The organism is Ectobacillus soli, assembly GCF_042610425.1.
Lineage (GTDB): Bacteria > Bacillota > Bacilli > Bacillales > Bacillaceae_G > Ectobacillus.
This window is the reverse complement of sequence record NZ_JBGJZM010000007.1, coordinates 1-26,704: the sequence shown is the minus strand read 5'-3', so window position 1 is coordinate 26,704 and position 26,704 is coordinate 1. Positions and strand designations below refer to the sequence as shown.

General features: G+C 38.8%; 27 protein-coding genes, 1 rRNA gene and 1 pseudogene. 1 reads left to right on the top strand and 28 read right to left on the bottom strand.

Features of this window, described 5'->3' with window-relative positions; all coding sequences use genetic code 11:
• Positions 1-166: 166 nt before the first annotated feature.
• The 18 genes from spoVT to metG form a co-directional block, all read right to left on the bottom strand.
• A complete protein-coding gene (gene spoVT, locus ACAN53_RS17580) occupies positions 167-703 on the bottom strand; it encodes a stage V sporulation protein T (RefSeq protein WP_379971453.1) in 537 nt (178 codons plus the stop codon).
• A 144-nt stretch (positions 704-847) separates the two neighbouring features.
• Positions 848-4,378, bottom strand: a complete 3,531-nt coding sequence (gene mfd, locus ACAN53_RS17575; protein ID WP_379971452.1) for a transcription-repair coupling factor — start codon at positions 4,376-4,378, stop codon at positions 848-850.
• 237 nt (positions 4,379-4,615) lie between these two features.
• A complete protein-coding gene (locus ACAN53_RS17570; RefSeq protein WP_379971451.1) occupies positions 4,616-4,840 on the bottom strand; it encodes an anti-sigma-F factor Fin in 225 nt (74 codons plus the stop codon).
• A gap of 143 nt (positions 4,841-4,983) precedes the next feature.
• Positions 4,984-5,544, bottom strand: a complete 561-nt coding sequence (gene pth, locus ACAN53_RS17565; RefSeq protein WP_379971450.1) for an aminoacyl-tRNA hydrolase — start codon at positions 5,542-5,544, stop codon at positions 4,984-4,986.
• A gap of 63 nt (positions 5,545-5,607) precedes the next feature.
• A complete protein-coding gene (locus tag ACAN53_RS17560; protein WP_379971449.1) occupies positions 5,608-6,561 on the bottom strand; it encodes a ribose-phosphate diphosphokinase in 954 nt (317 codons plus the stop codon).
• Positions 6,562-6,594: 33 nt separating this feature from the next.
• Positions 6,595-7,974 (bottom strand): bifunctional UDP-N-acetylglucosamine diphosphorylase/glucosamine-1-phosphate N-acetyltransferase GlmU, encoded by a 1,380-nt coding sequence (glmU, locus tag ACAN53_RS17555; RefSeq protein WP_379971448.1) that lies wholly within the window; start codon positions 7,972-7,974, stop codon positions 6,595-6,597.
• A 241-nt stretch (positions 7,975-8,215) separates the two neighbouring features.
• A complete protein-coding gene (spoVG, locus tag ACAN53_RS17550) occupies positions 8,216-8,506 on the bottom strand; it encodes a septation regulator SpoVG (protein ID WP_379971447.1) in 291 nt (96 codons plus the stop codon).
• Positions 8,507-8,628: 122 nt separating this feature from the next.
• Positions 8,629-9,009, bottom strand: coding sequence for a RidA family protein (locus tag ACAN53_RS17545; RefSeq protein ID WP_379971446.1), 381 nt, complete (start codon positions 9,007-9,009; stop codon positions 8,629-8,631).
• 107 nt (positions 9,010-9,116) lie between these two features.
• Complete coding sequence (purR, locus tag ACAN53_RS17540) at positions 9,117-9,965, bottom strand: pur operon repressor (RefSeq protein ID WP_379971445.1); 849 nt, start codon at positions 9,963-9,965, stop codon at positions 9,117-9,119.
• A 54-nt stretch (positions 9,966-10,019) separates the two neighbouring features.
• Positions 10,020-10,889, bottom strand: a complete 870-nt coding sequence (ispE, locus tag ACAN53_RS17535) for a 4-(cytidine 5'-diphospho)-2-C-methyl-D-erythritol kinase (protein ID WP_379971444.1) — start codon at positions 10,887-10,889, stop codon at positions 10,020-10,022.
• A 201-nt stretch (positions 10,890-11,090) separates the two neighbouring features.
• On the bottom strand, positions 11,091-11,273 hold the full coding sequence (locus tag ACAN53_RS17530) for a small, acid-soluble spore protein, alpha/beta type (RefSeq protein WP_379971479.1): 183 nt from the start codon (positions 11,271-11,273) through the stop codon (positions 11,091-11,093).
• A gap of 94 nt (positions 11,274-11,367) precedes the next feature.
• On the bottom strand, positions 11,368-11,631 hold the full coding sequence (gene veg / locus ACAN53_RS17525) for a biofilm formation stimulator Veg (RefSeq protein ID WP_379971443.1): 264 nt from the start codon (positions 11,629-11,631) through the stop codon (positions 11,368-11,370).
• A gap of 197 nt (positions 11,632-11,828) precedes the next feature.
• Positions 11,829-12,704, bottom strand: a complete 876-nt coding sequence (gene yabG, locus ACAN53_RS17520; RefSeq protein WP_379971442.1) for a sporulation peptidase YabG — start codon at positions 12,702-12,704, stop codon at positions 11,829-11,831.
• 143 nt (positions 12,705-12,847) lie between these two features.
• Positions 12,848-13,723 carry a 16S rRNA (adenine(1518)-N(6)/adenine(1519)-N(6))-dimethyltransferase RsmA gene (gene rsmA / locus ACAN53_RS17515; protein ID WP_379971441.1) on the bottom strand — a complete coding sequence of 292 codons (876 nt, stop codon included), beginning with the start codon at positions 13,721-13,723 and terminating at the stop codon, positions 12,848-12,850.
• Complete coding sequence (gene rnmV, locus ACAN53_RS17510) at positions 13,720-14,277, bottom strand: ribonuclease M5 (RefSeq protein WP_379971440.1); 558 nt, start codon at positions 14,275-14,277, stop codon at positions 13,720-13,722. Before rnmV ends, rsmA begins: the two co-directional genes overlap by 4 nt.
• Positions 14,278-14,497: 220 nt before the next feature.
• Positions 14,498-15,697, bottom strand: coding sequence for a ubiquitin-like domain-containing protein (locus ACAN53_RS17505; protein ID WP_379971439.1), 1,200 nt, complete (start codon positions 15,695-15,697; stop codon positions 14,498-14,500).
• Between the two features lie 163 nt (positions 15,698-15,860).
• A complete protein-coding gene (locus tag ACAN53_RS17500; RefSeq protein WP_379971438.1) occupies positions 15,861-16,628 on the bottom strand; it encodes a TatD family hydrolase in 768 nt (255 codons plus the stop codon).
• Positions 16,629-16,818: 190 nt separating this feature from the next.
• Positions 16,819-18,798, bottom strand: coding sequence for a methionine--tRNA ligase (gene metG, locus ACAN53_RS17495; protein ID WP_379971437.1), 1,980 nt, complete (start codon positions 18,796-18,798; stop codon positions 16,819-16,821).
• A 412-nt stretch (positions 18,799-19,210) separates the two neighbouring features.
• Here metG and ACAN53_RS17490 point away from each other — a divergent pair, with 412 nt between their 5' ends.
• Complete coding sequence (locus ACAN53_RS17490) at positions 19,211-19,498, top strand: AbrB/MazE/SpoVT family DNA-binding domain-containing protein (protein WP_379971436.1); 288 nt, start codon at positions 19,211-19,213, stop codon at positions 19,496-19,498.
• A 61-nt stretch (positions 19,499-19,559) separates the two neighbouring features.
• Here the strand turns inward: ACAN53_RS17490 and rsmI are convergent, their stop codons facing one another.
• The 10 genes and pseudogenes from rsmI to rrf all read right to left on the bottom strand — a co-directional run bounded on the left by rsmI (position 19,560) and on the right by rrf (position 26,587).
• The gene (gene rsmI / locus ACAN53_RS17485; RefSeq protein ID WP_379971435.1) at positions 19,560-20,435 is read right to left on the bottom strand and encodes a 16S rRNA (cytidine(1402)-2'-O)-methyltransferase; all 876 of its coding nucleotides are present in this window, start codon (positions 20,433-20,435) and stop codon (positions 19,560-19,562) included.
• A pseudogene (locus ACAN53_RS17480) lies at positions 20,368-20,695 on the bottom strand (GIY-YIG nuclease family protein). Before ACAN53_RS17480 ends, rsmI begins: the two are co-directional and overlap by 68 nt.
• Entirely contained in the window at positions 20,682-21,422 is a 741-nt protein-coding gene (locus ACAN53_RS17475) for a tRNA1(Val) (adenine(37)-N6)-methyltransferase (RefSeq protein WP_379971478.1), read from the bottom strand. Before ACAN53_RS17475 ends, ACAN53_RS17480 begins: the two are co-directional and overlap by 14 nt.
• 80 nt (positions 21,423-21,502) lie before the next feature.
• Positions 21,503-21,850, bottom strand: a complete 348-nt coding sequence (gene yabA, locus ACAN53_RS17470) for a DNA replication initiation control protein YabA (protein WP_379971434.1) — start codon at positions 21,848-21,850, stop codon at positions 21,503-21,505.
• Between the two features lie 14 nt (positions 21,851-21,864).
• The gene (locus tag ACAN53_RS17465) at positions 21,865-22,692 is read right to left on the bottom strand and encodes a PSP1 domain-containing protein (RefSeq protein ID WP_379971433.1); all 828 of its coding nucleotides are present in this window, start codon (positions 22,690-22,692) and stop codon (positions 21,865-21,867) included.
• A gap of 4 nt (positions 22,693-22,696) precedes the next feature.
• Positions 22,697-23,677, bottom strand: a complete 981-nt coding sequence (gene holB / locus ACAN53_RS17460) for a DNA polymerase III subunit delta' (protein ID WP_379971432.1) — start codon at positions 23,675-23,677, stop codon at positions 22,697-22,699.
• A 34-nt stretch (positions 23,678-23,711) separates the two neighbouring features.
• The gene (tmk, locus tag ACAN53_RS17455; protein ID WP_379971431.1) at positions 23,712-24,335 is read right to left on the bottom strand and encodes a dTMP kinase; all 624 of its coding nucleotides are present in this window, start codon (positions 24,333-24,335) and stop codon (positions 23,712-23,714) included.
• Entirely contained in the window at positions 24,332-25,774 is a 1,443-nt protein-coding gene (locus ACAN53_RS17450) for an aminotransferase class I/II-fold pyridoxal phosphate-dependent enzyme (protein ID WP_379971430.1), read from the bottom strand. Before ACAN53_RS17450 ends, tmk begins: the two co-directional genes overlap by 4 nt.
• A 194-nt stretch (positions 25,775-25,968) precedes the next feature.
• The gene (locus ACAN53_RS17445; protein ID WP_379971429.1) at positions 25,969-26,172 is read right to left on the bottom strand and encodes a sigma factor G inhibitor Gin; all 204 of its coding nucleotides are present in this window, start codon (positions 26,170-26,172) and stop codon (positions 25,969-25,971) included.
• Between the two features lie 299 nt (positions 26,173-26,471).
• A 5S ribosomal RNA gene (gene rrf, locus ACAN53_RS17440) occupies positions 26,472-26,587 on the bottom strand.
• Positions 26,588-26,704 lie beyond the last annotated feature (117 nt).

Sequence of the window (26,704 nt, the reverse complement as noted above, 5' to 3'; positions counted from 1 at the left end):
GAACTTCTGCCCTCCGGAGCTGAACGAGCCGGGTTCATTTTTCTTGGTGGCTAGCTTTTTCAGCTAGCTCCTTCCGGTCAGAAAACCTCCACCCATAAAGGCAAAGAGCGCCTTTTTGGGTGGAGAACTTCTGCCCTCCGGAGCTGGGCGAGCTGAAAAAGCTTTTCTATTGTTCCATTTGTTTGGCTAGGAAGGCGGCGGCGGTTTCTACTGCTTTTTTTTCTACGTCGCCGATTATTTTTTCTTTTGAGAAGATGATTACTGCTCCGATTGGGTCTCCGTTTGCTATGATGGGTCCCATGGCGTAAGAGCTTATTTTTTCAATTACTCCGTCAATAAGAGTAATGTCGCTTTCATCCGTCATAATTACGGATGTACGGTCTTCCATTACTTTTTCAATTACGTCTCCTACACTTTTGTTTAAGTAATCTTTTTTGGAAACGCCTGCTACGGCAATGATAGCATCGCGATCACAAATAAATATATTATGTCCTAAGCTGTCAAAAAGTGCTTCAGCATATTCTTTTGCAAAATCCCCCAATTCACTAATGGGTGAATATTTCTTCAAAATAACTTCTCCATCTCGGTCAACGAAGATTTCTAATGGATCTCCTTCTCGAATACGAAGTGTTCTGCGAATTTCTTTTGGAATAACGACTCTGCCTAAATCATCAATTCGACGTACGATTCCGGTTGCTTTCATCTAATGGTGCCTCGCTTTCTAAAGATGGTAAAAGTGGTGAACCTTCGCATCTTCTCCTTATCATGTAAAAGCCACCAACTATTAAGCATAGTATTGTTCACATTAGATGTTCTATGCACGTCAAATCCATTTTTTCTTATAGCATTATGCGTTAACCACTTCTTTTTTTACATTCTTTAAACCCTTTAGTAAGTTTTCACACATGGTCAACCATTTCGAAACCTCGATGTCCTTCGTATTGATGGTGACCTTTAGCTTATTACCTTCCATACCAAGACCAATGTTGCGTCCCAAACTGTTTCCTAACATGAATAACTTCCCGCCATCGATGTTTTGACTCGACTTTTCGGAGAATAAGAACGTAACAATCAATTTTGATTGCTTAATGGACTCAACTCTCTCCTGGGCAGCGAGTAGTTTCAAACCTGTAATTTGAAATAAATATCCGACCTCTTGAGGATAATCTCCGAAACGATCAATGATTTCTTCCTGTAGTTCTATCATATCTTGCATCGAAGAAACGCCTCTAAATTGCTTATACATCATTATTTTTTGCTTACTATCTGAAATGTACTCATCAGGTAAGTATGCATCCACGTCTAAATCAATTTCTACCTCGAAATGGGCATCTTCATCCGATACTCCTCTTCGTTCTTCAATTGCTTCTTTTAGCATTTGTGAATATAAATCGAAGCCGACTGAATCAATGAAGCCATGTTGCTCTGCCCCAAGCAAATTACCTGCTCCCCTGATGGATAAATCGCGCATTGCGATTTTAAATCCTGATCCTAGCTCCGTAAATTCTTTAATCGCTTGAAGCCGTTTTTCAGCGACTTCCGACAGCACCTTATCTTTTTTATACGTAAAATATGCGTATGCCACCCGATTCGAACGCCCTACCCGTCCACGAAGCTGATACAGTTGTGACAATCCCATTCGATCGGCATCGCTTACGATAAGTGTATTTACATTCGGAATGTCTACACCTGTTTCAATAATGGTTGTACTAACAAGAACGTCGAATTGGCCATCTAAAAACTCTAGCATGACTGCTTCTAGCTCGCTTTCATTCATTTTTCCATGTGCATACGTGACGCGTGCATCTGGGACGAGCATTTTAATTTCTTCTACTTTCCGTTCGATATCTTCCACACGATTATGCAAAAAATATACTTGCCCTTCACGTGCGAGCTCTCGTTCAATAGCTTCCCGAATTAATGATCCATTGTATTCGACAACATAGGTTTGAACAGGAAATCGATTTTCGGGTGGTGTTTCAATGACCGATAGATCCCGAACCCCTAGCATAGACATATGAAGTGTACGAGGAATCGGTGTAGCCGTTAACGTAAGTACATCAATATTCGCCTTCATTTGTTTAATTTTTTCTTTATGGGTAACACCAAACCGTTGCTCTTCATCAATGATGAGCAGACCCAAATCTTTAAATATGATGTCCTTTGAAAGAACACGATGGGTTCCAATAACAAAATCAACTGTTCCATCCTTCAGACCCTTCAATACCTCGTTTTGCTGTTTACGTGTGCGAAAACGACTTAATAGCCCTACAGAAACAGGATAATCTTGGAAGCGCTCTTTTATCGTTTCATAATGTTGCTGTGCCAAAATCGTAGTAGGCACTAAGATTGCGACCTGCTTGTGATCCATAATTGCTTTAAAAGCCGCGCGAATTGCCACTTCCGTTTTCCCATAACCTACATCCCCGCAAAGCAAGCGATCCATTGGACGTTCTCGTTCCATATCTTTTTTGATTTCCACAATAGACCGTAGCTGATCGTCTGTTTCCTGATACGGAAATAGCGCTTCAAAATCACGCTGTTCGGTAGTATCGGGTGAAAAGTTATATCCCTTTGAAGCTTCCCGTTCGGCGTACAACTTTATTAGATCATCCGCTATATTTTGTACGGATTTTTCTACTTTGCTTTTCACTCGTTTCCAATCGGTGCCACCAAGCTTATAAACTTTCGGTTCCTTTCCTTCCGAGCCGATATACTTTTGCACTTGATCGATTTGCTCAACAGGTACATACAATTTATCATTGCCTTGATATTTAATGTGCAAATAATCTTTATGGACACCATTAATTTGAAGTGTTTCAATACCAAGGAATCTACCGATACCGTGATTTACGTGAACAACATAATCGCCAACTTTAAGCTCAGAATAGCTCTTAATCCGCTCTGCATTTGAAAGCTTTTGCCTACGCTGCTGCTTTTTTATCGTTTTATGAAATAATTCCTTTTCCGTAATAACCGCAAGGCGCTGCATCGGCATTTCAAATCCAGCCTGCAAATCACCAACTATTATTTGAATGCGCCCTGAAACCAAAACGTTAGAATGAAGCGATATATCTGTATCTATATCATAATCACGGAGTATTCCTTCTAACTTTTTCACACGTTCTTCGTTTGCGCCTAGTACAACGACCGTATAGTTTCCTTTCACCCAACGTTCACATTCACTTTTAAGCAGATGCATTTGCCCATGAAAATCCTGCATCGTTCGACTGGTCATATTCACAATATTTTGCGGATGTGTATGTGTAATATGTCGTAAAAATAATGTCATATATAAAAAGCTTCGTTTTTTCTGTTGAATTAATTGCATATAATCATGCGAAAACGTAAGTCCCTGGATAATAGAACCATCACTTAGCAAGGATGTATACCACTCTGCTTCTTCCTGTTCCAAATGCTCAGCTGTTTCTTGTATACGAGACACTTCATCAAGTACTACTATTCCACTTTCAGGTAAATAGTCTACTAGACTAGAAGGTGTTTCATAATAGAGAGACAAATATTTAAACATATTTTGCATTTTGTTTCCGTGTTTCAGCTGTTCTAATTCATAGCCAACTGTTTCCAATAACTGTTCTTTAAGATTGGTACTTTTCACTTTCTTAACAGTTTCAGCTAAGCCTACTTCTAGCTTCTGTGCACCTTGCTCCAATTCACTAGATGTAAAAATAAACTCTGCTGCAGGACCAAATGATATAGATGAAGTTGGTCCCTGTGATCGTTGGTCCTCAACTTGAAAAGCTCGAATTGAATCTATTTCCGTATCAAATAGTTCAATACGGACAGGCAGTTCCTCTGTTAACGGATAAATATCTAAAATTCCTCCGCGTAGGCTAAATTCCCCTGGAGCTTCTACCATTGATCTTCGTATATACCCAATCTGCACAAGATTACGGGTAAAGGATTCTAAATCTAAATCGTCTCCTTCCCGCAATGAAATCTGACTGCCTTCCCAAGTGTCCTTTGATGGTAGAAAACGACGTATTCCCGCAATAGGGGCTACAATAATAGCTGCTTCATTATGGACAAGTCGGTTTAGTACATCAATCCGCTGTGCTAACAATTCCGGACTTGCAACGCCAATTTCAGAAGCCACAAGTTCATTGACAGGATATAGAAGTACTTTCTTTTCCCCCAATATGGAGACAAAATCATCGTATACTTTTTGTGCTTGAAATAAATTATGGGTTACCACTAACTGCGTACGCTTTGATTTTTCATAAAGGGCAGCCAAAAAAAGAGTACGAGAAGAAGCAGTCATTCCAGAAACTAGTTGCTCCTTGAGCCCGTTCTCAATGCCATGTACAATGGAGATTATTTCTTTATTATCAATAAATTGTTCTAGTAAACCTATCATTTGTGAAACTCCTCTCAACAAAGAGTACGTTAGTATATTATTATGTGTTTGTATAAAAAATGAAACTTCCATTAGTAGGGATTTTCTCAACATCATATAGATTGTATACTCACTGAATTTCTTACTGCTGATGTAACCCCCGCTTAGAAAAGCGGGGGTTACATCAGCAGTAAGATAAAAGGAAAGTCCCTTTAATACGGAATAAAAAACAGAAAAATGCTTTGGGCTAACCAAAGCTTACTGAATAAATGTATCATATTCATGATAATGTGGATTACGTTCTAAAGTTTCCTGACAGTCCTGACAAATCGATTTCACATACACATTACCATATTCATCATAACGAAGCATTTCCTTCTTGTCTTGCTCTGTTAGTTGGCCTACTACTACATTATGAGCTTCCTCATTCATAATAGAACCGATTCTGCATCCACAATGACGACAATAATAAAATGTACTCATATCTTCCTCCATACCTTATGTTCGACTACTAATAGTATGGCTATATATGAGTATATTATACGTACTTGTCCACTACTCTACTACATCGTGTAAAAAAACAACAAAATCCTCACTAATGGAAGTTTCACTTAATTATACAATATCTACCCATTAAATGTATTCATAACCTGTAAAAACGGCGTATGAATCCATTCTTCACATGCATCTGCACTTTTCTGGATTGTCTCTGCCAATGGGGATTGTTCTTCATTCGTAAAACGGCCTAATACATAATCAGGTACTTTCATCCCATTTTTGGGGCGATCAATACCAATTCGTATACGGTTAAAATCCTGTGTCCCTAAATGAGCAATGGTTGATTTCACTCCATTATGCCCACCCGCGCTTCCTTTTGTTCGAAGGCGTAGCTTTCCAATAGGAAGGTCCAAATCATCATACATAATAATAAAGTCCTCTATGTCAATTTTATAATAATCCATAAGAGGTCGAATACTCTCACCAGACAAATTCATATATGTGAGGGGCTTCAACAGAATAATTTTCTCACCGTCTACAGTTCCTGCACCAAACAGCCCTTTGAATTTCAATTGATCTAATGAAATAGCAAAACGCTTCGCCAATTCATCTATAACCATGAATCCAACGTTATGTCTCGTCCGTTCGTACTCTTTACCCGGGTTTCCAAGACCTACTATTAGCTTCATTCTTACTCTCCTCATCATGATAGGATAGGCGTAACCCTATGGTTACGCCTATCCATCATCAAATTAATCAAATAACGTACTTACTGATTGATCTTCATAAATACGAATGATTGCTTCCCCGATAAGAGTCGCAACAGATAGTTCCTTGATTTTCGGACTCTTCTTATCTTCTGGAAGAGCAATAGAATTTGTAATGATTAGTTCTTTTATTTTTGAATTATTAATACGGTCAATTGCAGGACCAGATAATACTGGATGTGTACAACATGCATATACTTCCTTAGCACCATTTTCCACTAGTGCATTTGCTGCTAATGTAATAGTTCCTGCAGTATCAATAATGTCATCAATTAAGATACATGTTTTTCCTTCTATATTACCAATGATATTCATAACTTCAGAAACGTTTGGTCTAGGACGGCGTTTATCAATAATTGCAATCGGAGCTTTCAATCGATCTGCCATCTTTCTCGCACGTGTTACACCACCATGATCAGGTGATACAACTACGATATCATCTAAATTCTTCTCTGCAAAATAATCAGAAAGGATTTTCACAGCCATTAAATGATCAATTGGAATATCAAAAAATCCTTGAATTTGTGGTGCATGTAAATCTAGTGTTATAACACGGGATGCCCCTGCTGTTTGTAACAAATTAGCTACAAGCTTAGACGTAATCGGTTCACGTGAACGCGCTTTGCGGTCTTGACGTGCATAGCCATAATATGGCATTACGATATTAATTGTTTTTGCTGATGCACGCTTTAATGCATCAATCATAATAAGAAGTTCCATAATATGTTCGTTCACTGGAAAGCTCGTAGATTGAATAACGAATACGTCACATCCTCGAATGCTTTCATCAATATTAATTTGGATTTCACCATCACTAAAGCGAGTCACAGAGCATTTCCCTAACTCTACTCCTATATGTTTTGCAATTTCTTCTGCAACACCTTTGTTAGAGTTTAAAGAAAATACTTTTAAGTTGGAATCTAAATATTGGTTTGGCACTAGATAAACCTCCGCATAAGGAATTTTTCTTGTTCAAGAATTCTGTTTTTTGTTCAATTTTTCTACATATTTTTCTTTGTTCGTCTGACGTGATCTTGCGATGGATAATGCGCTAGCAGGGACGTCATCTGTAATGGTTGATCCAGCAGCAACATAAGCCTTCTCACCAATTGTAACAGGAGCAATTAGGTTTGAATTACAACCGATGAATGCACCGTCTTCAATAACTGTTTTATACTTGTTTTGACCATCGTAATTTACAGTAATAATACCGCAACCTAAGTTCACTCCAGATCCTACCTCTGCATCTCCGATATAACTTAAATGAGAAGCTTTGCTTCCCGTACCGAAAACAGATTTCTTAATTTCAACGAAGTTTCCTACACGTACTTCATCACCTATCACGGAAGCAGGGCGAATGTGAGCAAACGGTCCAATGGTAACATCTTTCCCAATTTCGCTATCTTGAACGGTAGATTGTCGAATAAGCGTACGATCCCCAACCATGCTATCCTTTATCGACGTTTGTGGTCCAATATTGCAATCAGAACCAATAATCGTTTTTCCTTCGATGATGGTTCCAGGATACAACGTTGTATCACTACCGATACTAGCATCTGCAGAAATATACGTATTGTCTGGATCAATAATCGTAACCCCATTCACCATATGCTTGTGGTTAATACGTTGTTTCATCAGCTTTTCCGCTTGTGACAACGCAACGCGATCATTTACACCTAACGTTTCTTCGAAATTACTCGTTTGATACGCAGAAACGATATGCCCTTCGTTTTTTAAAATTTCAATAACATCCGGAAGATAATATTCTCCTTGTGCATTTTCATTCGAAACCTTTTTTAGAGCATTGAAAAGAAGAGTATTATCAAAGCAATATGTTCCCGTATTAATTTCTTGTAATTGTAATTCTTCGGTGCTTGCATCTTTTTGTTCTACAATTTTCTCAACATTGCCATCTCTATTACGTACAATACGGCCGTAACCAAACGGTTGTTCTAGATGTGCAGTAAGTACTGTTGCTTTCGCCTTCGTTTGCTCATGATGCTGTAATAACGCTTCCATTGTTTCAGAAGTAATTAATGGTGTATCACCGCAAATAACGAGTGTTGTACCTTCTTTATGAGCTAGCAAGTCGCTTGCTTGCATTACTGCATGAGCAGTCCCGAGCTGCTCTTCTTGAAGCGCAAATGCACTTTGCTCGCCAAGTTGCTCCCGCACTAGTTCTGCCCCATGACCCACAATTGTAACTGCACGTTGGAGACCTAACTGTGAAACCGCATCTACAACATGCTGTACCATAGGCTTTCCACAAACAGGATGAAGTACCTTGTACAGCTTGGATTTCATACGAGTTCCTTTCCCTGCTGCCAATATTACTGCAAATCGATTTGACATACTAACCCTCCATCGCAACCTATTTATCCATTAAGAATATTATATTAAAATCTTTAACTTTTCAAGAAACACCGGATAACTATTAAATTTTACCACAATTATTGAAATTGTTTGAGAGGAAAAGCATAGTAAGGGGAAAAAGGGAGAGAAATATACAAAATAAAACAAACTTCTGCCATGTTCACAGAAGTTTGTCCTCCATACGCGATGTACTAACCAAAAAACCTTTGATTATATGTGATTAAGCGCCTGCTTCTTCCAATTCAACCTCTTCTAACTCTCCTAAACGATGATATTCCGCGAGGACAGCATCTTGAATCTTACCACGAGTGCTAGAATTAATCGGATGTGCAATATCCCTGAACTCTCCGTCCGGAGTGCGCTTACTAGGCATCGCTACAAATAATCCATTATTGCCATCAATTACACGAATATCATGAACTACGAATTCATGGTCCAACGTAATGGATGCAATCGCTCTCATTCTGCCTTCCGTGTTTACGCGGCGTAATCTTACGTCAGTCACTTCCATCTTATGTTCACCACCCTTTTTTAAATCAGCGATATATGTCTAATAATTCCACATCTTCTCCTAATTTCCTTCTATATTTTAAAAATTTTTCAAAAAACGAAATTCATAGGAAAAAATAAGAATTATTTGTTAGCAATTAAAGCAATTACTTCAATCTCTAACGCAACATCTTTCGGTAGTCTCGCCACTTGAACACAAGACCGAGCTGGCTTATGATCGCCAAAATAACTTCCGTAAATTTCATTAACAGCATTAAAATCATTCATATCCTTTAAAAATACAGTCGTCTTTACTACGCTAGCAAAAGAGCAACCAGCCTCTTCTAATACAGCCTGTAAATTATGAAATACTTGATGCGTTTGTTCGCCTAACTCACCCGTAACTAGTGTACCGTCGGGGCGGAGGGGAATTTGTCCAGAACTATAAAACATATTATTAACTACGATTCCTTGTGAGTATGGTCCAATCGCTTGGGGAGCAGCATTGCTGTGAATTATTTTCATAATTTTCACACCTTTCAGATATTTTGAATGAAAAGATAAGCCCATTCTCTTATTCTTCCCAAAATAAGAGAAGGAGCTTATCCCATTGTCTACAATTGTTTATAATATTACTCTGTAATGAATTCTTTCTTTTCTAAGATAGGCAAATCAAAATTTCCTCTTTCAATCGTTATCACTTTGTCTTTCACGTCTACCCCAATTAGGCGAACGAGCGATACATAATTGTCAACGAGATGTTCTTCTATATCAACATCTTCTACAAGGACACCAATTCCTACAACAGTTGCTTGAAATTCCTCAAGCATACTAACCATACCTTGTACAGTTCCGCCTGCTTTCATAAAGTCATCGATAATTAAAACACGCGACCCTTGCTGTAAGCTTTTTTTCGCTAATGTCATCGTCTGAATCCGCTTAGAAGATCCCGAAACGTAGTTAATCGACACCGTTGCCCCTTCCGTCACCTTGTTATCTTTACGGGCAATAACAACAGGAACATCCAAGTAATTCGCTACAGCGTAAGCTAAAGGAATTCCTTTCGTTGCAACAGTCATGACAACATCTATTTCTTCCTTGGCAAATATAGAGGCAAATAATCGTCCTGCCCCGTTAATATATAGCGGGTTACTCAACAAATCTGTCATGTATAGGTAGCCTCCGGGAAGAAGACGTTTCGAATCAGTAAGTTGTTCACGAAGTTCAGCTATAAGCTCATTGGCTTCTTCAGCATCCATAAAAGGAATGTATCTTACTCCTCCCGCTGCACCGGGAATCGTTTGAAGAGTTCCAACACCATGTTGCTCGAACGTTTGCTTAATAATGACCAAATCCTCACTAATAGAAGATTTAGCTGATTGGTAGCGTTCTGCAAAAAAAGTGAGAGAAATTAAGCGCCGAGGTTTTTGAAGCAAATAATAGGTCATATCGACCAAACGTGTACTACGTCGTATTTTCAAACTCCCACCTCAAATCACGAATATTCTAATTAAATCATAACCCATTATACGCCTTTATTCAAGCTTTTCTCGTTCGCCAAGCATGCGTACTGCATACACTTGTTCACAAAATCCTTTTAGCCCATTATAAACACGGCGCATTCTTGAATCGTGATACACTAAGCCAAAAACTGTAGGACCGCTACCGCTCATTAGAACAGCATCCGCTCCAAATCGCTTCATTTGCTCTTTGATTCGTGCTACTTCGGGATGCATCTGGAAGGTAACCTGTTCTAAGACGTTTCCTAACGTGCCACATATTCCTTCATAATCACGGTTTGAAATGCTAGCAATCATTTTATCAACATCTGGATGGACCATTTGACTTACTTTTAAATTACGATACACATCAGCTGTGGAAACGCCAATCTGTGGTTTTGCTAATACTACCCAGCAAGGCGGCGGGGCTGGAATATGCTCAATGACTTCACCGCGGCCCGTTGCAATTGCAGTCCCCCCGTATACACAAAAGGATACATCAGAGCCAATTTCCGCTCCAATTTCAGCAAGTTGTTCACCGCTTAAACCTAGCTTCCATAGCGTATTCAAGCCACGTAATGTCGCCGCTGCATCACTGCTTCCGCCTGCAAGACCTGCAGCTACTGGAATAAGTTTTTCAATCGTAATGGATACGCCCCTTTGAATACCAAATCGTTCCTTCAAAATCTTGGCTGCCTGGTACGCGAGATTACGCTGATCATCAGGCACATATCGATTATGAGAAATGATTTCAATTTTATTCCGATCAAGCTCTGCAAGTTCGATTCGATCTGCCAAATCAATAGTTGTCATAATCATACGAACCTCGTGATATCCATCTTCTCTCTTTCGTAATACATCTAATGATAAATTAATTTTTGCCGGTGCTTTCACTAGCAGCTTCAACCTTTTCACCTACTCTATGTACTCAATTATCGTTTATTTTACCACACCTTCAACCCTCATGCTTTCGTAAACCTAATTATACGAAAAACTATAAAAAAAAGAAAAGTACAAGCAGCTTCATTTCATTTCATTATCGCTTGCACTAGACAAAAAAGCCGAGGATGTTTTTCCTCGACTACCATAGGTGGGAACATTCATTTGTTATTGATGTTCTTGATTGTTTAGATGCTGCTGCGCAATTTCAATGGCACGCTTCACCATATTACCTGCATCCTTAGCACGGATGGCACCCCAACCCTCTTTTTGCACTACATCATAAAATCCAAGTTCCTTTGCTAACTCTTCTTTCAACTGCTGCGACATAATGCCTCTTCTTCTACTCAGGTGCAAAGCCCTCCTTTTTCCTACACTATGGCCTTATTAGTATGTGGAAAAGGGAGAGTTTCATTTGTAGAAACATTTGTAAATGTTTCTGCTTTTATCCTTCCAGAACCAATTCACCTGTCTGTTCATCATAAAATGTAAGTTCAACCGTCTCTGTTAGCACATCTGCATAGCTATAAGATACGCGCTGAAATGCGTATTCATCTTCCAGCTGCACAACAAATACAGAAGGATAGGTTTCTGATAATACACCAGACCGTTCTATTGTCTTCCTTCTTCCACTATTTGCCTTTAACATTAATCTTTTTCCAAGTTGACTATCTAACGAGCTCTTAATTTCTATTAGTTGCTTTGCCATTTACGCTGCACCTCGCTGCCTTTATTTCAAAGTCACACCTTTTTCATTCCGAACTCACATGCATAGTCTTAACGTCTTTTTGGATTTTTATGTATAGTATACCAGAAAGCTTGTTGAACTTATATATTAGCTTTTCCTTCCAAGCGAAAGAAAAGCTAACACGAAAGGAATTCGTGTCCTTTTTTTGTTAGCTTTTCCTACTCATTATAATATTGAAATGGCAATCCTGTTCGTAATATCCCTTTTGTTTCAACACCACCGAGACCTCGTTCTCCAGTAATGGTATTGCGTACAACTTCCCACACATTTACTCGGTCCATAAAGGATGTAAAGCTAATTTTCGCTACTACATACACTGGATCTAATGCATGAATATTTATACGTGACGGAGAGCTGGCAAAATTTGCTCCTGCACGAATGAGAGCTTCAAAATGTGATTGACACGCTCCTGCAAAAATAACAAGTTGATCAAGGGAAGGATACTTTCTTCTTGCTTCATGAACAGCCTGCACAAAATGTCTGGAGTGCCGATAAGCCTCTATATCGTCTACTTTCCCTTTCGCTTTCGTATAGGAATCATGCCCGGTAATAACTAAAATGTCTGGCTTATATTGGTCAAGTAAATCTCCAATTCTTATATGCATCTCCGTTTCCTTACAATGCGCTCCTTGCACAGGAACTCCGATCTTTCTATATAAATCTAAGCACTTTTGTAAATAAGTAGCATCCCCATCTATATGAAGTACTTTTCCAGGCATTTGAAAATAATTGACATCTGTACTATACCCGCCACTCGAATAATATTCATTCCGCTGTTGTAACTCGTGGTAATCCTGTTGAAATAACCGATACGTTTGTTCGAGCTTATCATGTTCTTCCCTCGTACGTTGTCGATGGGCGCGCCCATCGATAACGATTAAATCTGTAATTGGTGCATCAGCTACAAGACGAAATTCTTCCCCGTATAAAATAGCAATTGGATTACCGCTCTCTTCTCTAATTTCTGTCACACGAAAAAGAAGGTCGCGCCTGTGAGATATTCTTTCCACTAAATCCCCGACCTTAGCTCCCATTCATTCTACCCCCAAATTCCTTTCATTTCTTTAATTAGGCTATGTAATAACACGGAAAAAGTGACAAAAAAACAAATAGAGATGCAAGAAAGAATTCCCTTTCTTGCATCTCTTACAAAGTCATCATGCGGCAAAGACAATTATTACACTCTTTGCTCATATAAGGTATTACTTAACTTGGCAAATTCCTCAATAGTCAATGTTTCGCCTCTTCGCTTCGGATCAATCCCTATCTCAAGAAGTGTTCGTTCGAGCCAGCCCTTATCCTTTGGAATGGAAGATACATTGCTAGAAAGATTATTAAGTAACGTTTTTCTCCGCTGTGCAAAACTTGCACGTACCACTTGAAAGAAAAACGACTCATCCTTCACTTCCACTACTGGTTTTTCCCGCTTAATTAGGCGTAGTACAGCTGAATCTACATTCGGCTGCGGCACAAACACCGTACGAGGAACGGTCATAACGGTCTCTGCTACCATGTAATATTGAATAGCAATGGAGAGGGAGCCATAGTTTTTCGATCCTGGCTCAGCAGCAATTCGGTCCGCGACTTCCTTTTGCATCATTACAACAATACCTCGAATAGGAAGTGATTCTTCTAATAATTTAAAAAGAATAGGCGTTGTCACATAATACGGGAGGTTAGCTACCACCATAATATCTTGCCCCTCTTCAAATTCTGAAGCAATAACCGCTTTTACATCTTCCTTTAGAACATCACCATGAATAATATCTACATGGGGATATGGCTCCAGCGTTTCTGCAAGAATAGGAAGCAATCGTTGATCAATTTCAAAGGCTACCACTTTCTTAGCACGCTTTGCAAGTTGTTCCGTTAACGCTCCAATACCAGGACCAATTTCAATTGCTCCAGAATTAGGTGTGAGCTCTGCAAAATCGACAATTCTGTTTAACACATTCGTATCAATTAAAAAATTTTGCCCCAAGCTTTTTTTAAAAGAAAAACCATATTTTTCTAAAATTAGTTTTGTACGATTGGGTGTTGCAATGTCTTTCATTTCGTTTCCTCCTGCAGTACCTTCATCATAGCCGCTTCAAAGTCATCTTTGGAAATCTGGAACATTTGTAGTCGTTTATACATTTGTTTTCCATTAGCATGTCCAATTTTTAATAGCTTTCCAAGTCGTTCACGACGAACTTTCGCATTGTCTCCGCCAATTAATCCAGCTTGCAGGACATCCTCCCACAAGATGTCTGCTTCTAGCTCCGGCATTTCCTGTTGCACGTGCTCTAATGCCTGCCGTATGGATTGGATAGATGCATGCTCCACACCTAAACCCTTATTATTTTTTGCAATGGCTTCTTTCTTCGGTAAAAACGCATGCTTACATCCTGGAACTTTTTCCGAAACAATTCTACGTATCCGTTCTCCAGGATAATCTGGATCTGTGAAAATAATCACGCCTCTTGTTTGCTGTGCTAAACGAACCCTCTCAATCACTTCGTCTCCAATAGCTGACCCGTTTGTTTCTATCGTATCTGCGTTCAACGCTCGCTTGATCGCAACCGTATCATCTTTACCCTCTACAACAATAATTTCTTTAATTTTCATCCTATCCTCCAAAGTACAACTATCCCTAGTTTATTAAACAAAAAAATAACAACTTTTCCATTATTATTTTCGTGTAAGTTTGCTCATCTATTAATGATAATCCATAATCCATTTCTATGTATATTATTTATACATTTTCTTATCCCGTATACCTCTACAAACTGGTAAAAGCAAGAGACTATACTTCTCTTGCTTTTAATCCTAACTTTTTATGCTTCTCCTATCGTAATATGCGAATCTTCACTCGTTTTCGGCCCCATTCATTAGCTGCTGCTTCGGTAGGCAGTAATACATCTATTCGATTTCCTTTAATTGCACCGCCTGTATCACCAGCAATTGCATAGCCGTAGCCTTCTACCCAAACTTTTGTTCCTAACGGTATAATTCTAGGATCTACCGCTATAAGTGCCATATTCGGATTTGCTCTGTAGTTGTATCCTCCAGCGCTAACGCCCTCACAACCGTCACAGAAAGGAGAATATGCAGTTGCTTCCACATAGTATTCTGAAGCTGTTACCATTTCGTTATTACTTGGTCCGACCGCTTTTGCAGGCTGCTTCGTTCCGACTACAACAATCTGATCGGTACTTTCCTTCAACATAACTTCCTTCGTTACATTTCGCGATACTTCTATTCCATTTTCTTTTACGACTTCAAATGTCTTTGCTACTTTTCCTCCTTCTCCTTCCTGCAAAACCCGTTCTTCTCCTGCAAGTAACGATGAATCTTGTTTCTTTACTATTGCAAAGGTAGTGTTTTGTTCAATCGTTTCTTCCGTTTTTTCAACCCGTATGACTTTGACAGTAGTATTCCTATTAATCTTTTGATCCAAGGAAGGTATGACACGATCAAACTCACCCAATAAGATATGTTGATTTTCTAATACATTTGCAACCGTAATAGACGTTGACCATACTTGCATATCTTTCGTACCGTCTTGTAACAGAATCGGAAAGGCCTTTTCTATTTTTATCACTTCATTGTTTTCAATAGGTGCATCTAATGCAGGAGTCACACTATCATATTTTGTAATCTCCATTTGCTTGTCTTTTAATAATTCTTCAACTGTTTTAGCTGTTGACCAAACAATGTGTGTAATGTCATCTATTTTTACAGTGTGTAGCTTTGCTTTTTGCACTGTAATTTTCATATTATTCTGAATTTTTTCGTTAGGAGCCGGGTATACACGATCATGTTCGGTTAGGACAATCTCCTTTTCCTGCAGCAATTCACTTACCGTTATTGCATGTGTATGAATCACTTCTGAATGTCCATCTATTTCGAGGGTCACCGTATCGTTTGTATACGCATAGGCCACTGTCCCTACTGAGCTAGATAAAACTAAAGCACTTGTAAGTTGCACTGCTACCTTCTTTTTTGACTCCAATTTTGGTACTACATGTTTTGTCGTTTCATTCATGATATAACTCCTCCTTTATTTCTTGAAATCAACTTAACTAGCTAACTCCTAGTGTTCAAATAGATAACGAAGGCGTGTTAAATTGTATTAAATAAGAAAATGAAGTAGGTTCATGTGCGGGAAACGGGAGACTTACGTGTTATACAAATAAGTCTCCTTTCCATCATTGAATACCAAAAAATCGTTTTGCATTTTCTGACGTTATCAAAGCAACGTCTTCATATGTTAGTCCCTTTAATAAGGCAATTTCCTCAGCGACTCGCTTCACATAGGCCGGTTCATTTCGTTTCCCACGGTAAGGATGCGGAGCTAAATAGGGGCAATCTGTTTCAATTAACAGCTTTTCAATGGGAATCTCCGCCGCCACCTCTTTCGGTTTTTTTGCATTTTTAAATGTTACAGGTCCTCCCAATGAAATAAGGAAATTCATGTCTACGCATATTTTTGCTGTTTCGACGCTACCGCTAAAACAATGCATAATTCCCCCAACATCCTCTGCATGTTCCTCTTTAAGGATGGTGACAGTATCCTCGATTGCATCTCGTGTATGAATGATAATCGGTAGACGCACTTTTCTAGCTAATCGTATTTGCTGCCGAAATACTTCCTGCTGTACGTCCTTTGGAGACTTATCCCAGTGGTAATCAAGACCCATTTCCCCTAAAGCAACTACCTTAGGATGAGCAGCCAGCTGTTCAATCCACTGTAAGTGCTCCGGTGTCATATCGATAGCATCAACAGGATGCCATCCTACTGCAGCGTAAATGAAATCATAGTTTTCCGCTAATTGAATTGCTTTCGGAATAGTGACCTGATCAAATCCAACAACCACCAGATTCGTAACCCCAGCTTCACGAGCGTTTTCAATCACTTGTTCCACATCTTCTGCATATTGTTCATCATTTAAATGTGCATGTGTATCAAAAAGCATTGCCTGATCCCCTTTTGGTTAAGTTAAAATTCATTACTTTCCTAGCGAGATAATTACAGGTCTATTACATTTATAATGCATAGATGGTGTAATTATCCATAATTTTTGGCAAGAAAAAGAGATGTTTCGCTCTAATACCCATGAAACACCTCTTTTTCTATCAATTTTTCAACTTCCCGTTGGAACGAAACTATTTAATTTTCGTACCATTCGGAAGTGTTTGGTCAACTGTTGCTAGAGACAATGCACCATTTTCTTCACCAGCTAAAATCATGCCTTGTGATAATTCACCGCGCAATTTAACCGGCTTTAAGTTAGCAACACAAATTACTTTTTTCCCTTGTAAATCCTCTGGTGAATACCACTGTGCAATTCCAGAAACTACTTGGCGTTTTTCCGTGCCAAGGTCAAGTTGAAGCTTTAATAGCTTATTCGCGCCTTTTACAGGCTCTGCATGAAGTACTTCTGCCACGCGAAGGTCCACCTTGAAAAATTCATCGATAGAAATCTCTTCCGAATCTTCATGCTTCTCTGGTTTTTCTTCTTGTTTTGGAGATGGCCCCTTCATTTGAGACTTAATATAGGCAACTTCTGTTTCTACTTCTAAACGAGGGAAAATCGGATTTGCTTTTGCCACGTTTGTTCCTTCTGGAATCATCCCAAATACAAGGCTATCCCATGTTTTTAACTCTGTTGTTTGAATACCAAGCTGTGCAAACATTTCCGCAGGGCATGCAGTTAAAAATGGTTGGAGCATAACAGCTACTTGACGTAACACCTCAGCTAAATGGGCCATAACGGATTGAAGCTTTTCCCGGTCCTGTTCATTCTTAGCAAGAACCCACGGCTGCGTTTCATCAATGTATTTATTAGAACGGCTAATTAATTGCCAAATTTCCGCTAAAGCAACTGAAAACTCCATATTATCCATTGATTTTTCTACTTTTTGAATCGTTTCTTTTGTAACAGCCACTAAATCTGTATCAAATGCAGTGACATTTTCTTTATAGACAGGGATTGCTCCGCCAAAATATTTGTCTATCATTGCAATCGTACGGTTCAATAAGTTTCCTAAGTCATTTGCCAAATCATAGTTTAATCGTTCGACAAAACCCTCTGGTGTAAACACACCATCTGAACCAAATGGTACTTCACGAAGCAAATAATAACGAAGCGCATCAAGACCATATCGATCAATCAATGTAACGGGATCTACTACATTCCCCTTTGATTTACTCATCTTACCGTCCTTCATTAAAATCCAGCCATGAGCAAATACTTTCTTCGGAAGCGGTAAATCAAGTGCCATTAACATGATTGGCCAATAAATCGTGTGGAAACGAACGATTTCTTTTCCGACAAGATGAACATCAGCAGGCCAATATTTCTTATAAAGCTCATCCTGGTCCGTACCATAGCCAAGTGCCGTAATATAATTGGATAACGCATCAATCCACACATAAATAACATGCTTTGGATTTCCAGGAACACGGATTCCCCAATCAAAGGAAGTACGAGAAACCGCTAAATCTTCCAGCCCTGGTTTAATAAAATTATTTATCATCTCATTTTTACGAGATTCTGGCTGAATAAATTCTGGATTTTCTTCATAGAATTTTAATAGTCGATCCGAATATTTTCCCATTTTAAAAAAGTAGGATTCTTCCCGTACAAGTTCTACAGGGTGACCACTATCAGGGCTTTTTCCGCCAACTATCTTCCCATTTTCAAGCACAGGATCTACTAGCTGCAACTCCGTATAAAAGGTTTCATCCTGAACTGAATACCATCCTTCATATTCGTCTAGATAAATGTCACCTTGATCTAATAGGCGTTTGAAAATCTTTTCGACAATACTCTTATGTCTATCTTGCGTCGTACGAATAAAATCATCATAAGAAATATCCATTTTTCCCCACAAATCTTGAATTCCTGACACAATACCATCTACGTATTGTTGCGGGGTTACTCCCGTTTCTTCAGCCTTCTTCTGAATCTTCTGACCGTGTTCATCCGTACCCGTTAAATAATGTACGTCAAACCCTTTCAAACGCTTATACCGTGCCATTGCATCTCCAGCAACTGTCGTATAAGCATGTCCGATATGCAGTTTACCACTCGGATAATAAATAGGGGTTGTAATATAAAAACTTTTTTTGTCCGCTGCCATTTCGAAACCTCCCAAATGACTATTATGTAATTAGCCGTTCTAACAAGTAGAAATGTTTCCCTTGTTAGAAGTTTTCCTTTTTAAATAGTATACCAAACTTACTCATAAAAATGAGAACGTGTTTGTTAGCCAATCATTATATTACCATGTATTTCTCTGAAAGCTAAAAATTATACATGCTATCTTCACATCACAGATGGTCTACATGCTACTAATATGGGATTTTAGATAGTTTCTTATTGTCCATTTTTCATAGAAAAAAAATTTAAAAAATTTATCGAAATTTGCGAATTAATAATTGACGGAAATGTAAATGATTGGTATCATAGATTCATAAGGTATTTTGTCGAAAAATGACGAAACAAGATATATAATCATTACAGCATATACACACAATTAGGAGGAAAAAATTATGAAGTCTACAGGTATCGTTCGTAAAGTTGATGAGCTAGGTCGTGTGGTAATTCCTATCGAATTACGTCGTACATTAGGTATTGCAGAAAAAGACGCACTTGAAATCTACGTGGATGACGAAAAAATCATTCTTAAAAAGTACAAGCCTAATATGACTTGCCAAGTAACTGGTGAAGTTTCTGACGAAAATCTATCTCTTGCAGGTGGTAAAATCATTCTTTCACCTGAAGGTGCACAAATCATTTTACAAGAATTACAATCTTACATTGCAGCTGCTGCAAAATAATAAAGAAACCACTTCTCTTCACTTAGTTTGTGAGAGAAGTGGTTTTTATTTTCATATTCTGTTATTCTTTTTCATCAATATGATAGATTTGATAAACATCTCTTTTCGACATATTTCGATCTAATGCTACATGTTTAATGGCATCCTTAGAGGACTCCTTCTTTTCTTTGATGTAGTGCTCTACATGTTCGATAATAGAAAGTGATTGCCACCATTCCTCTTCCTGCGGCATTTCTTCGGTAGATCCTTCCACCACAATACAAAATTCTCCTCGAACTTCACCTGATTTCGACCATTGTAAAACGTCTTCAACTGTACCGCGTATAAATTCTTCAAATTTCTTTGTAAGCTCACGGCATATGGCAATTCTTCGATTCCCAAGTACATCCTTTATAGCAAGTAACGTTTCTTCCAATCGATGAGGTGCCTCATAGAAAAGCAATGTTTCTTTTCGGTAGAGAAGCTGCTCTAGCTCCTTCTTTTTATCCTTTTTTTGCCGCTGTAAAAAACCGAAAAAGTAAAAATGCTGCGTAGAAAGACCCGATGCAATGAGTGCTGTAAGAGCGGCGTTTGCCCCTGGCAGAGGTACTACTGTAATTTGATTGGAGACAGCCTGCATTACAAGCTCATAGCCTGGATCTGAAATACAAGGCATACCTGCATCACTCACAAGTGCAATCGTCTTTCCATCTTGTAATAATTCGATAATTTTAAAGCCTATGGTTTCTTTATTATGTTCATGATAACTCATAATTGGCGTTTCAATTTCAAAGTGATTACACAGTTTTTTAGTTTGTCTCGTGTCTTCTGCTGCAATGATATCTGCTTCCTTCAGCATTCGTACTGCACGAAAAGTCATGTCCTCTAAATTACCAATCGGAGTTGGAACGAGAAACAATGTTCCGCCTTTTGCTTGAAAGCTCTTCTGCTGCCACATAGTTATTCTCCTTTTTGCACATACTGTTCTTTCTCTTTTCGCGTAAGCTGTTTAAAATGATACTCTGCCCGCATTGCCTCTGTTTTCGTTTCGAACTCTTCTGAATATAGGAGCTCAACCGGACGATGACTCCGCGTATAGCGTGCTCCTTTTCCCTCATTATGTTGTTTCACTCTTCGTTCAATATCAATGGTATATCCGCCGTAGTAACTTCCGTCTCCGCACTCCAGCACATAGAAATAATGTTTATTTTTCTCCATACAGAATTTCTCGAATTTCTGCTGTATATTCATTTTTTTCATTATAAACGATAAGTGGCGGAAGAATTTTCAAATCAGCCTTTCCATCCTTTATTCCTTCTACGAGAAGCATATTCGCTTCCTTTCCTAGCTTAGGATATACGAATTGTAGACGCTTTGGCTCAATTTTATACTTACGCATTAGCGTTACAATATCCAGTAGGCGCCCAGGACGATGTACAAAGGCAACTTTCCCTCCTTGTTTGACGAGCTGGCTACTCACACGAACCACGTCCTCAAGCTTGCACATGATTTCATGACGAGCAATAGCAAGATGTTCATTCGGATTGATCTCAGATAAGGCTGGTGTTTGGAAATAAGGTGGGTTACATGTTACCACATCGAATGTATGGTGCCCCAAAACCGCTGGCATTTCTTTAATGTCACCATGAATAAGGTGAATGCGATCTGATAAGCCATTATAATCAACACTACGCACTCCCATTTGATAAATACGCTCTTGTATTTCTACGCCAGTAATACTCCCCTTCGTTCTTGTACTTAACAGCAATGGAATCACTGCATTGCCTGTACATAAATCCAGAAGTGACCCTTTCTGTATCGGCACCCAAGCAAAGTCGGCCAGCAAGACAGCATCTAATGAAAAATTAAAAACCGACGGACTTTGCACAATTTTTAATTTCTCTGCTAATAAATAATCAAGACGTTCATCCCCATACAATTCCATGCCCATAATCCTTTCTACTTTATATATGATTGGGTTACGTTTACAAAAAATTACCTTTCCACTCGCATGGAAAGGTAATTTTATTTTTTATTTAAAAATGATAAACAGAATAAGCAGTCGCCTTCCTTACGAACACTCCCATAATGCAAATTACAAATATGAAAGCCTTCTTGGTAAAGTCTTGCCAAGTTATCATACCCTTCACCAATATCTGCTGTTGGCTTTTTTTCTTTTTCCTTCTGGCGATGTTGCTTTTTTTCAAGCACGTTCTCAAATCGGCGACGTAAATGCTCGTTTTCCATCTTTATATGTTGATTTTCTTCGAGAAGCTCGGCGAGATGCTGCTTCAACTCGCCGAGTTGCTTATATAAATGGCCGATTTGTTCTTCCATGCTTATTACCGACTCAAAAATATCCTTTTTCTCCACAAGCGTCCACCTCATTAGTCTGTGGTTTGACTCGATACGACTCCTTCATGCATGAGCTCATCTAATGTATATTCAACGATACGGTCCTTCCCCACTAGCTCGATTTGAATTAATCGTTCTAATATATTCAAGCCAATTACACGTCCGGGACCGTTCGATGTTTGCACTTTTTCATCTAAATCTGGTAGCTGTTCTTTCGCTGTCTCGTATTCATCATTCTCGTATTTTAAGCAGCACATTAACCGTCCGCACAATCCGGAAATCTTAGCTGGATTTAACGATAAGCTTTGATCTTTCGCCATTTTAATGGATACAGGATCGAAATCTCCTAAAAAGGTAGAACAACAAAGCATACGTCCACACGGACCAATACCACCGAGCATTTTTGCTTCATCACGTACTCCAATTTGACGAAGCTCGATCCGCGTGCGGAATATTGCGGCTAAGTCCTTTACAAGCTCCCGGAAATCAATACGTCCATCTGCTGTAAAATAAAAAATTACTTTATTACGATCGAATGTATACTCTACATCTACAAGCTTCATATCTAGCTCGTGATCCGTTACCTTCTGTAAGCAAATCTTATAAGCCTCTTTCGCGTCTCTTTTATTCTCATCAACAATTTGTCGGTCTTCCTCTTCTGCAATGCGAATTACCTTTTTTAATGGCAATACAACATCATCTTCGCCTACCTGTTTCTTAGGCATAACAACTTTCCCATACTCAATTCCCCGTACCGTTTCTACAATTACAAAATCGTCTTTCGGTATATCTAGATTGTTCGGGTCGAAGTAATAGATTTTTCCTGCCTTTTTAAAGCGTACCCCTACTACATCATACAAGCGTTTATCCCTCCTGTAAGCGAAATACAAGCTGATCAAATATAAGCTGAGCATTTGCATTCGCATTAAGCCGTTTTTTTGCTTCTAATATATTGGAAAGAGCCGATACAATCCGTTTTTGAGAATAAGAGAAAGATTGTAATAAATCATGCTGATCTTGAAAAACAATTTCCTCATTCTCGATAGACCGCGCATATAATAAATCCCTATAAATAAGGAGTAGCATATCTAATCCCATTTGTAGTTGTTCTTTTTCTGAAAAATGCTTGACCCATTTTTCTTGTACAAAAAAAAGAGACGCTGAATCTTTTCCAAGAGCTTCACATAATTTTATCACTAAAGTTCTGGCTTGTGCAAACCATTCATCATGACAATAGGCTAACGCCTCATCTACATTGTTCGTTAATTTAGCAGCTGTTGCTGCAAAATACGCTGGAATTCCTTGCTCTTGCAGTTGCTTAACTAAAGCAGGATGAGAAAGTGGACGAAATGTTATTATTTGGCAACGGGATAAAATCGTACTTAGCATTTGATGACTGTGCTCTGTAACTAAGATTGCCGTCGCCTCACTGCTTGGTTCCTCCAAAAATTTAAGTAATGTATTAGCGGCATTGACTGTCATACGGTCCGCATGGCCAATGATATACACTTTTTTATTCGTTTCTAAGCCCGTTTTCGTAAATTCTTCTTGAAGCATTTGAATTTGCTGCTTCTTAATCGATAATCCTTCAGGTAGGACTTTATATACATTCGGATGATTCCCCGACGTTATTCGTTTGCAATTGCTACAGGTTTGACACGGCTCTGCCCCTCTTCTATTTAGACAAAATATACTTTTGGCAAGTAGAATAGCCGTCTCCATTTTCCCTGTGCCCTTTGGTCCTTCTAGCAAATAGGCGTGCGAGATTCGCTGCTTAATAATACTATTCGTTATGATTTGGGTGGCGATAGGCTGTATGTCCGCCAACTTTCCCCATTGTTGCATAAATCATCACTCACTTATTTTAAAGTTTTCACTCCTATAAATACTTCTCTATTCGATCTCGTACATCCTTTAATACCTCTTCTTTAGACCGTGCAGCATCAATTCGAACAATGCGGTTTGGAAATCGCTTCAGTAGCTGTAAATAACCTTCGCGTACCTTTTGGTGAAATGAAATATTCTCCATATCTAAACGGTTGATTTCTCTTTGTTCATCACCGTGAATTCTTTCTAAACCTAAGCTCGGTTGAATATCTAAATAAATGGTAAGATTCGGCATGCAATCTTCGGTAGCAAACCGATTAATTTCGTACACATTATCGATTCCTAACCCTCTTGCATAACCTTGATAAGCAAGAGAGCTGTCGATAAAGCGATCACATAATACAATAGCCCCTTCCTTAAGTGCTGGCATAACTTTCTCTACTAAATGCTGTCTTCGTGCAGCAGCGTAAAGCAGGGCCTCCGTACGAGCATCCATCATCGTATGAGCAGGATCATGAATCAAAGTTCGAATTTTTTCTGCAATTTCTATTCCGCCTGGTTCACGAGTTACGACAATGGTTCTTCCTCTATCGTGCAAATGCGGAAGTAGATTTCTTAGTAGCGTTGTTTTTCCTGAACCTTCTGGTCCTTCTATCGTAATAAATAAACCCTTCATTTTGACTTCACCTTTCTTCGCCCGTAAACTTGAATTGATTGAGTATCCAAGCTTGTATTGCCCTGAAAATGAGCACCTGCTTCTAGAAGCATTTGTATATGTTCAATATGTTCTCTTTCGATACGTTCCCCTGGCATCACAATCGGTACTCCTGGAGGGTACGGAAGAATCATTTCCGCTGCAATCTGACCGGATGCTTCAGTAAGCGGAATAGTTTGTTCCGTCCACATATCCGCTTCTTCATATGAAATGGCTAACGTAGAAAATAAAGACGAACTATGTAAAGGTACTTCATGGTTTCCCTTAAGTACTACAGGAAATGACTGCAGTGCTTCTCGAATAATTGCAACTGCTTTTATATAGGCAGAAGAAATTGAAAGTGGTAAAACGAGTAATACATTATATGAGTCAGCCAATTCCGTATATAATCCTTTTTCTTCCAATATAGTTTGTATATCATATCCTGACAGATTGCACTTCGTTTGAATAATAATTTTTAGTGGATCTTGTGCCTGTTTATGGATAACTGTAATTTGCGGTATGCGCGATAATTCCTCACGAATATACTGAAGGAAAAACGAGAGTTCCCCCGTCCCTTCCTTCTTTAGCTTAGCTAACGAATAACGAGCCAAATCCAACGATGCCATAATCGGATAGGAAGGGCTGCTTGACTGTAGCATATGCAATGACCTTGCAAGTTGCTCTCGTTTTAACAACGAGCTATTTACATGAAGGAAAGACCCCATCGTCATGGCAGGTAGCGTTTTATGAGCAGATTGAACGACCACATCTGCTCCGTATGCAATTGCAGACGTTGGAAACGGAAATCCTAAACCAAAATGAGCACCATGTGCTTCATCGACGAGTACGGGAATAAAGTGATCGTGAGCAAGCTGTATAATTGATGTTAAATCTTGCGTCATACCATAATAATTCGGATGTGTTAATACGACAGCTTTCGCTTCTGGATAATTTAGTAGGGCACCCTCTACACTCTCAAAAGAGACTCCAGTCGGAACATGGGCATCTTTATCTATGTTTGGCATTAAAAAAACAGGCTTAGCTCCTATGAGCTTTAGCCCATTTATTATTGATTTATGACAATTACGTTGTACCAATACGATATCTTGTTGTTTACATACAGCAAACAGCATCGCTAGATTCCCAACAGTAGAACCATTCACGAGAAAATAACTCGCATCTACCTCATAAAGTTCTGACAGAAGCGTTTGGGCATCCTTAATACATCCTGTTGGATCATGTAAATCATCTAACCCTGTAAGCTCTGTTACATCTAATTCTAGCAAACTTTGGAAATGTGCAGCTGCTTTTTCTGGGAAAACCATGCCATTTTTATGACCCGGCACATGAAACGATAACGGTTTATTTGCTGCGAATTGTACGAGCGCATCATACAACGGAGTATTATTTTGTTCCATTTATCTCTTCCTTACGTATCATTTCTATCTATTCTATTATACGCAATTTTCGAGAAAAACATAATGGTCTTGTGTTGTTTGATCAAGATAGTCGATGCTCGTCTTCTAGACTATACTCGTGTAAGCATTATCTTAGTCTATTTATCACGAAATCTTTGTTAATGAATCAATTTTACAATCAATCGTCTTATTTTCTATTTATTTTGAGAGAATCTAACTTTTCGGAGTTGGCGTAAGTAGAATCTATATTGAGGATCATCTGTATCGGTTTGAACAATTTTTTTTTCACAATCTTCACATAAAAAACCTTTGTATACAAAAATACCTTTGTTTTTTTCTTCTTCGCATACAACGCAGCAAGTTGGTTGCGTATGCGTATAGATTAACGTCTCTTTCATACTCTCCACCTCCACACTTCTATCTTTAACAAATTTGTTTTGTATATACAAAATTTTCAAATTTTTCTTACTTTATTTGTATGGGAGTTTGCATGGATTGTGTCTGTCTTGATGTAATCCGAAAACTTTATACAGCATAAAAAGAACCGATCATATTGATCGGTTCTTTTCNCAAAATTTTCAAATTTTTCTTACTTTATTTGTATGGGAGTTTGCATGGATTGTGTCTGTCTTGATGTAATCCGAAAACTTTATACAGCATAAAAAGAACCGATCATATTGATCGGTTCTTTTCGTTTGCCTAGCGACGTCCTACTCTCACAGGGACAAAGTCCCAACTACCATCGGCGCAAAAGAGCTTAACTTCCGTGTTCGGTATGGGAACGGGTGTGACCTCTTTGCCATCATCACTAGACCTATAGAAAGGCAATATTCCTTCAAAACTAGGTAACAAAAGTGTAAGGAATAAAAACTTTTTGGATAAGCCCTCGATCGATTAGTATTCGTCAGCTCCACATGTCACCATGCTTCC

Coding starts and splice junctions, on each gene's coding strand:
- spoVT (WP_379971453.1), bottom strand. CDS start 703: ATGAAAGCAACCGGAATCGTACGTCGAATTGATGATTTAGGCAGAGTC.
- mfd (WP_379971452.1), bottom strand. CDS start 4,378: ATGATAGGTTTACTAGAACAATTTATTGATAATAAAGAAATAATCTCC.
- ACAN53_RS17570 (WP_379971451.1), bottom strand. CDS start 4,840: ATGAGTACATTTTATTATTGTCGTCATTGTGGATGCAGAATCGGTTCT.
- pth (WP_379971450.1), bottom strand. CDS start 5,544: ATGAAGCTAATAGTAGGTCTTGGAAACCCGGGTAAAGAGTACGAACGG.
- glmU (WP_379971448.1), bottom strand. CDS start 7,974: ATGTCAAATCGATTTGCAGTAATATTGGCAGCAGGGAAAGGAACTCGT.
- spoVG (WP_379971447.1), bottom strand. CDS start 8,506: ATGGAAGTGACTGACGTAAGATTACGCCGCGTAAACACGGAAGGCAGA.
- ACAN53_RS17545 (WP_379971446.1), bottom strand. CDS start 9,009: ATGAAAATAATTCACAGCAATGCTGCTCCCCAAGCGATTGGACCATAC.
- veg (WP_379971443.1), bottom strand. CDS start 11,631: ATGGCAAAGCAACTAATAGAAATTAAGAGCTCGTTAGATAGTCAACTT.
- yabG (WP_379971442.1), bottom strand. CDS start 12,704: ATGGGAGCTAAGGTCGGGGATTTAGTGGAAAGAATATCTCACAGGCGC.
- rsmA (WP_379971441.1), bottom strand. CDS start 13,723: ATGAAAGACATTGCAACACCCAATCGTACAAAACTAATTTTAGAAAAA.
- rnmV (WP_379971440.1), bottom strand. CDS start 14,277: ATGAAAATTAAAGAAATTATTGTTGTAGAGGGTAAAGATGATACGGTT.
- ACAN53_RS17505 (WP_379971439.1), bottom strand. CDS start 15,697: ATGAATGAAACGACAAAACATGTAGTACCAAAATTGGAGTCAAAAAAG.
- ACAN53_RS17500 (WP_379971438.1), bottom strand. CDS start 16,628: ATGCTTTTTGATACACATGCACATTTAAATGATGAACAATATGCAGAA.
- metG (WP_379971437.1), bottom strand. CDS start 18,798: ATGGCAGCGGACAAAAAAAGTTTTTATATTACAACCCCTATTTATTAT.
- ACAN53_RS17490 (WP_379971436.1), top strand. CDS start 19,211: ATGAAGTCTACAGGTATCGTTCGTAAAGTTGATGAGCTAGGTCGTGTG.
- rsmI (WP_379971435.1), bottom strand. CDS start 20,435: ATGTGGCAGCAGAAGAGCTTTCAAGCAAAAGGCGGAACATTGTTTCTC.
- ACAN53_RS17475 (WP_379971478.1), bottom strand. CDS start 21,422: ATGGAATTGTATGGGGATGAACGTCTTGATTATTTATTAGCAGAGAAA.
- holB (WP_379971432.1), bottom strand. CDS start 23,677: ATGCAACAATGGGGAAAGTTGGCGGACATACAGCCTATCGCCACCCAA.
- tmk (WP_379971431.1), bottom strand. CDS start 24,335: ATGAAGGGTTTATTTATTACGATAGAAGGACCAGAAGGTTCAGGAAAA.
- ACAN53_RS17450 (WP_379971430.1), bottom strand. CDS start 25,774: ATGGAACAAAATAATACTCCGTTGTATGATGCGCTCGTACAATTCGCA.
- ACAN53_RS17445 (WP_379971429.1), bottom strand. CDS start 26,172: ATGAAAGAGACGTTAATCTATACGCATACGCAACCAACTTGCTGCGTT.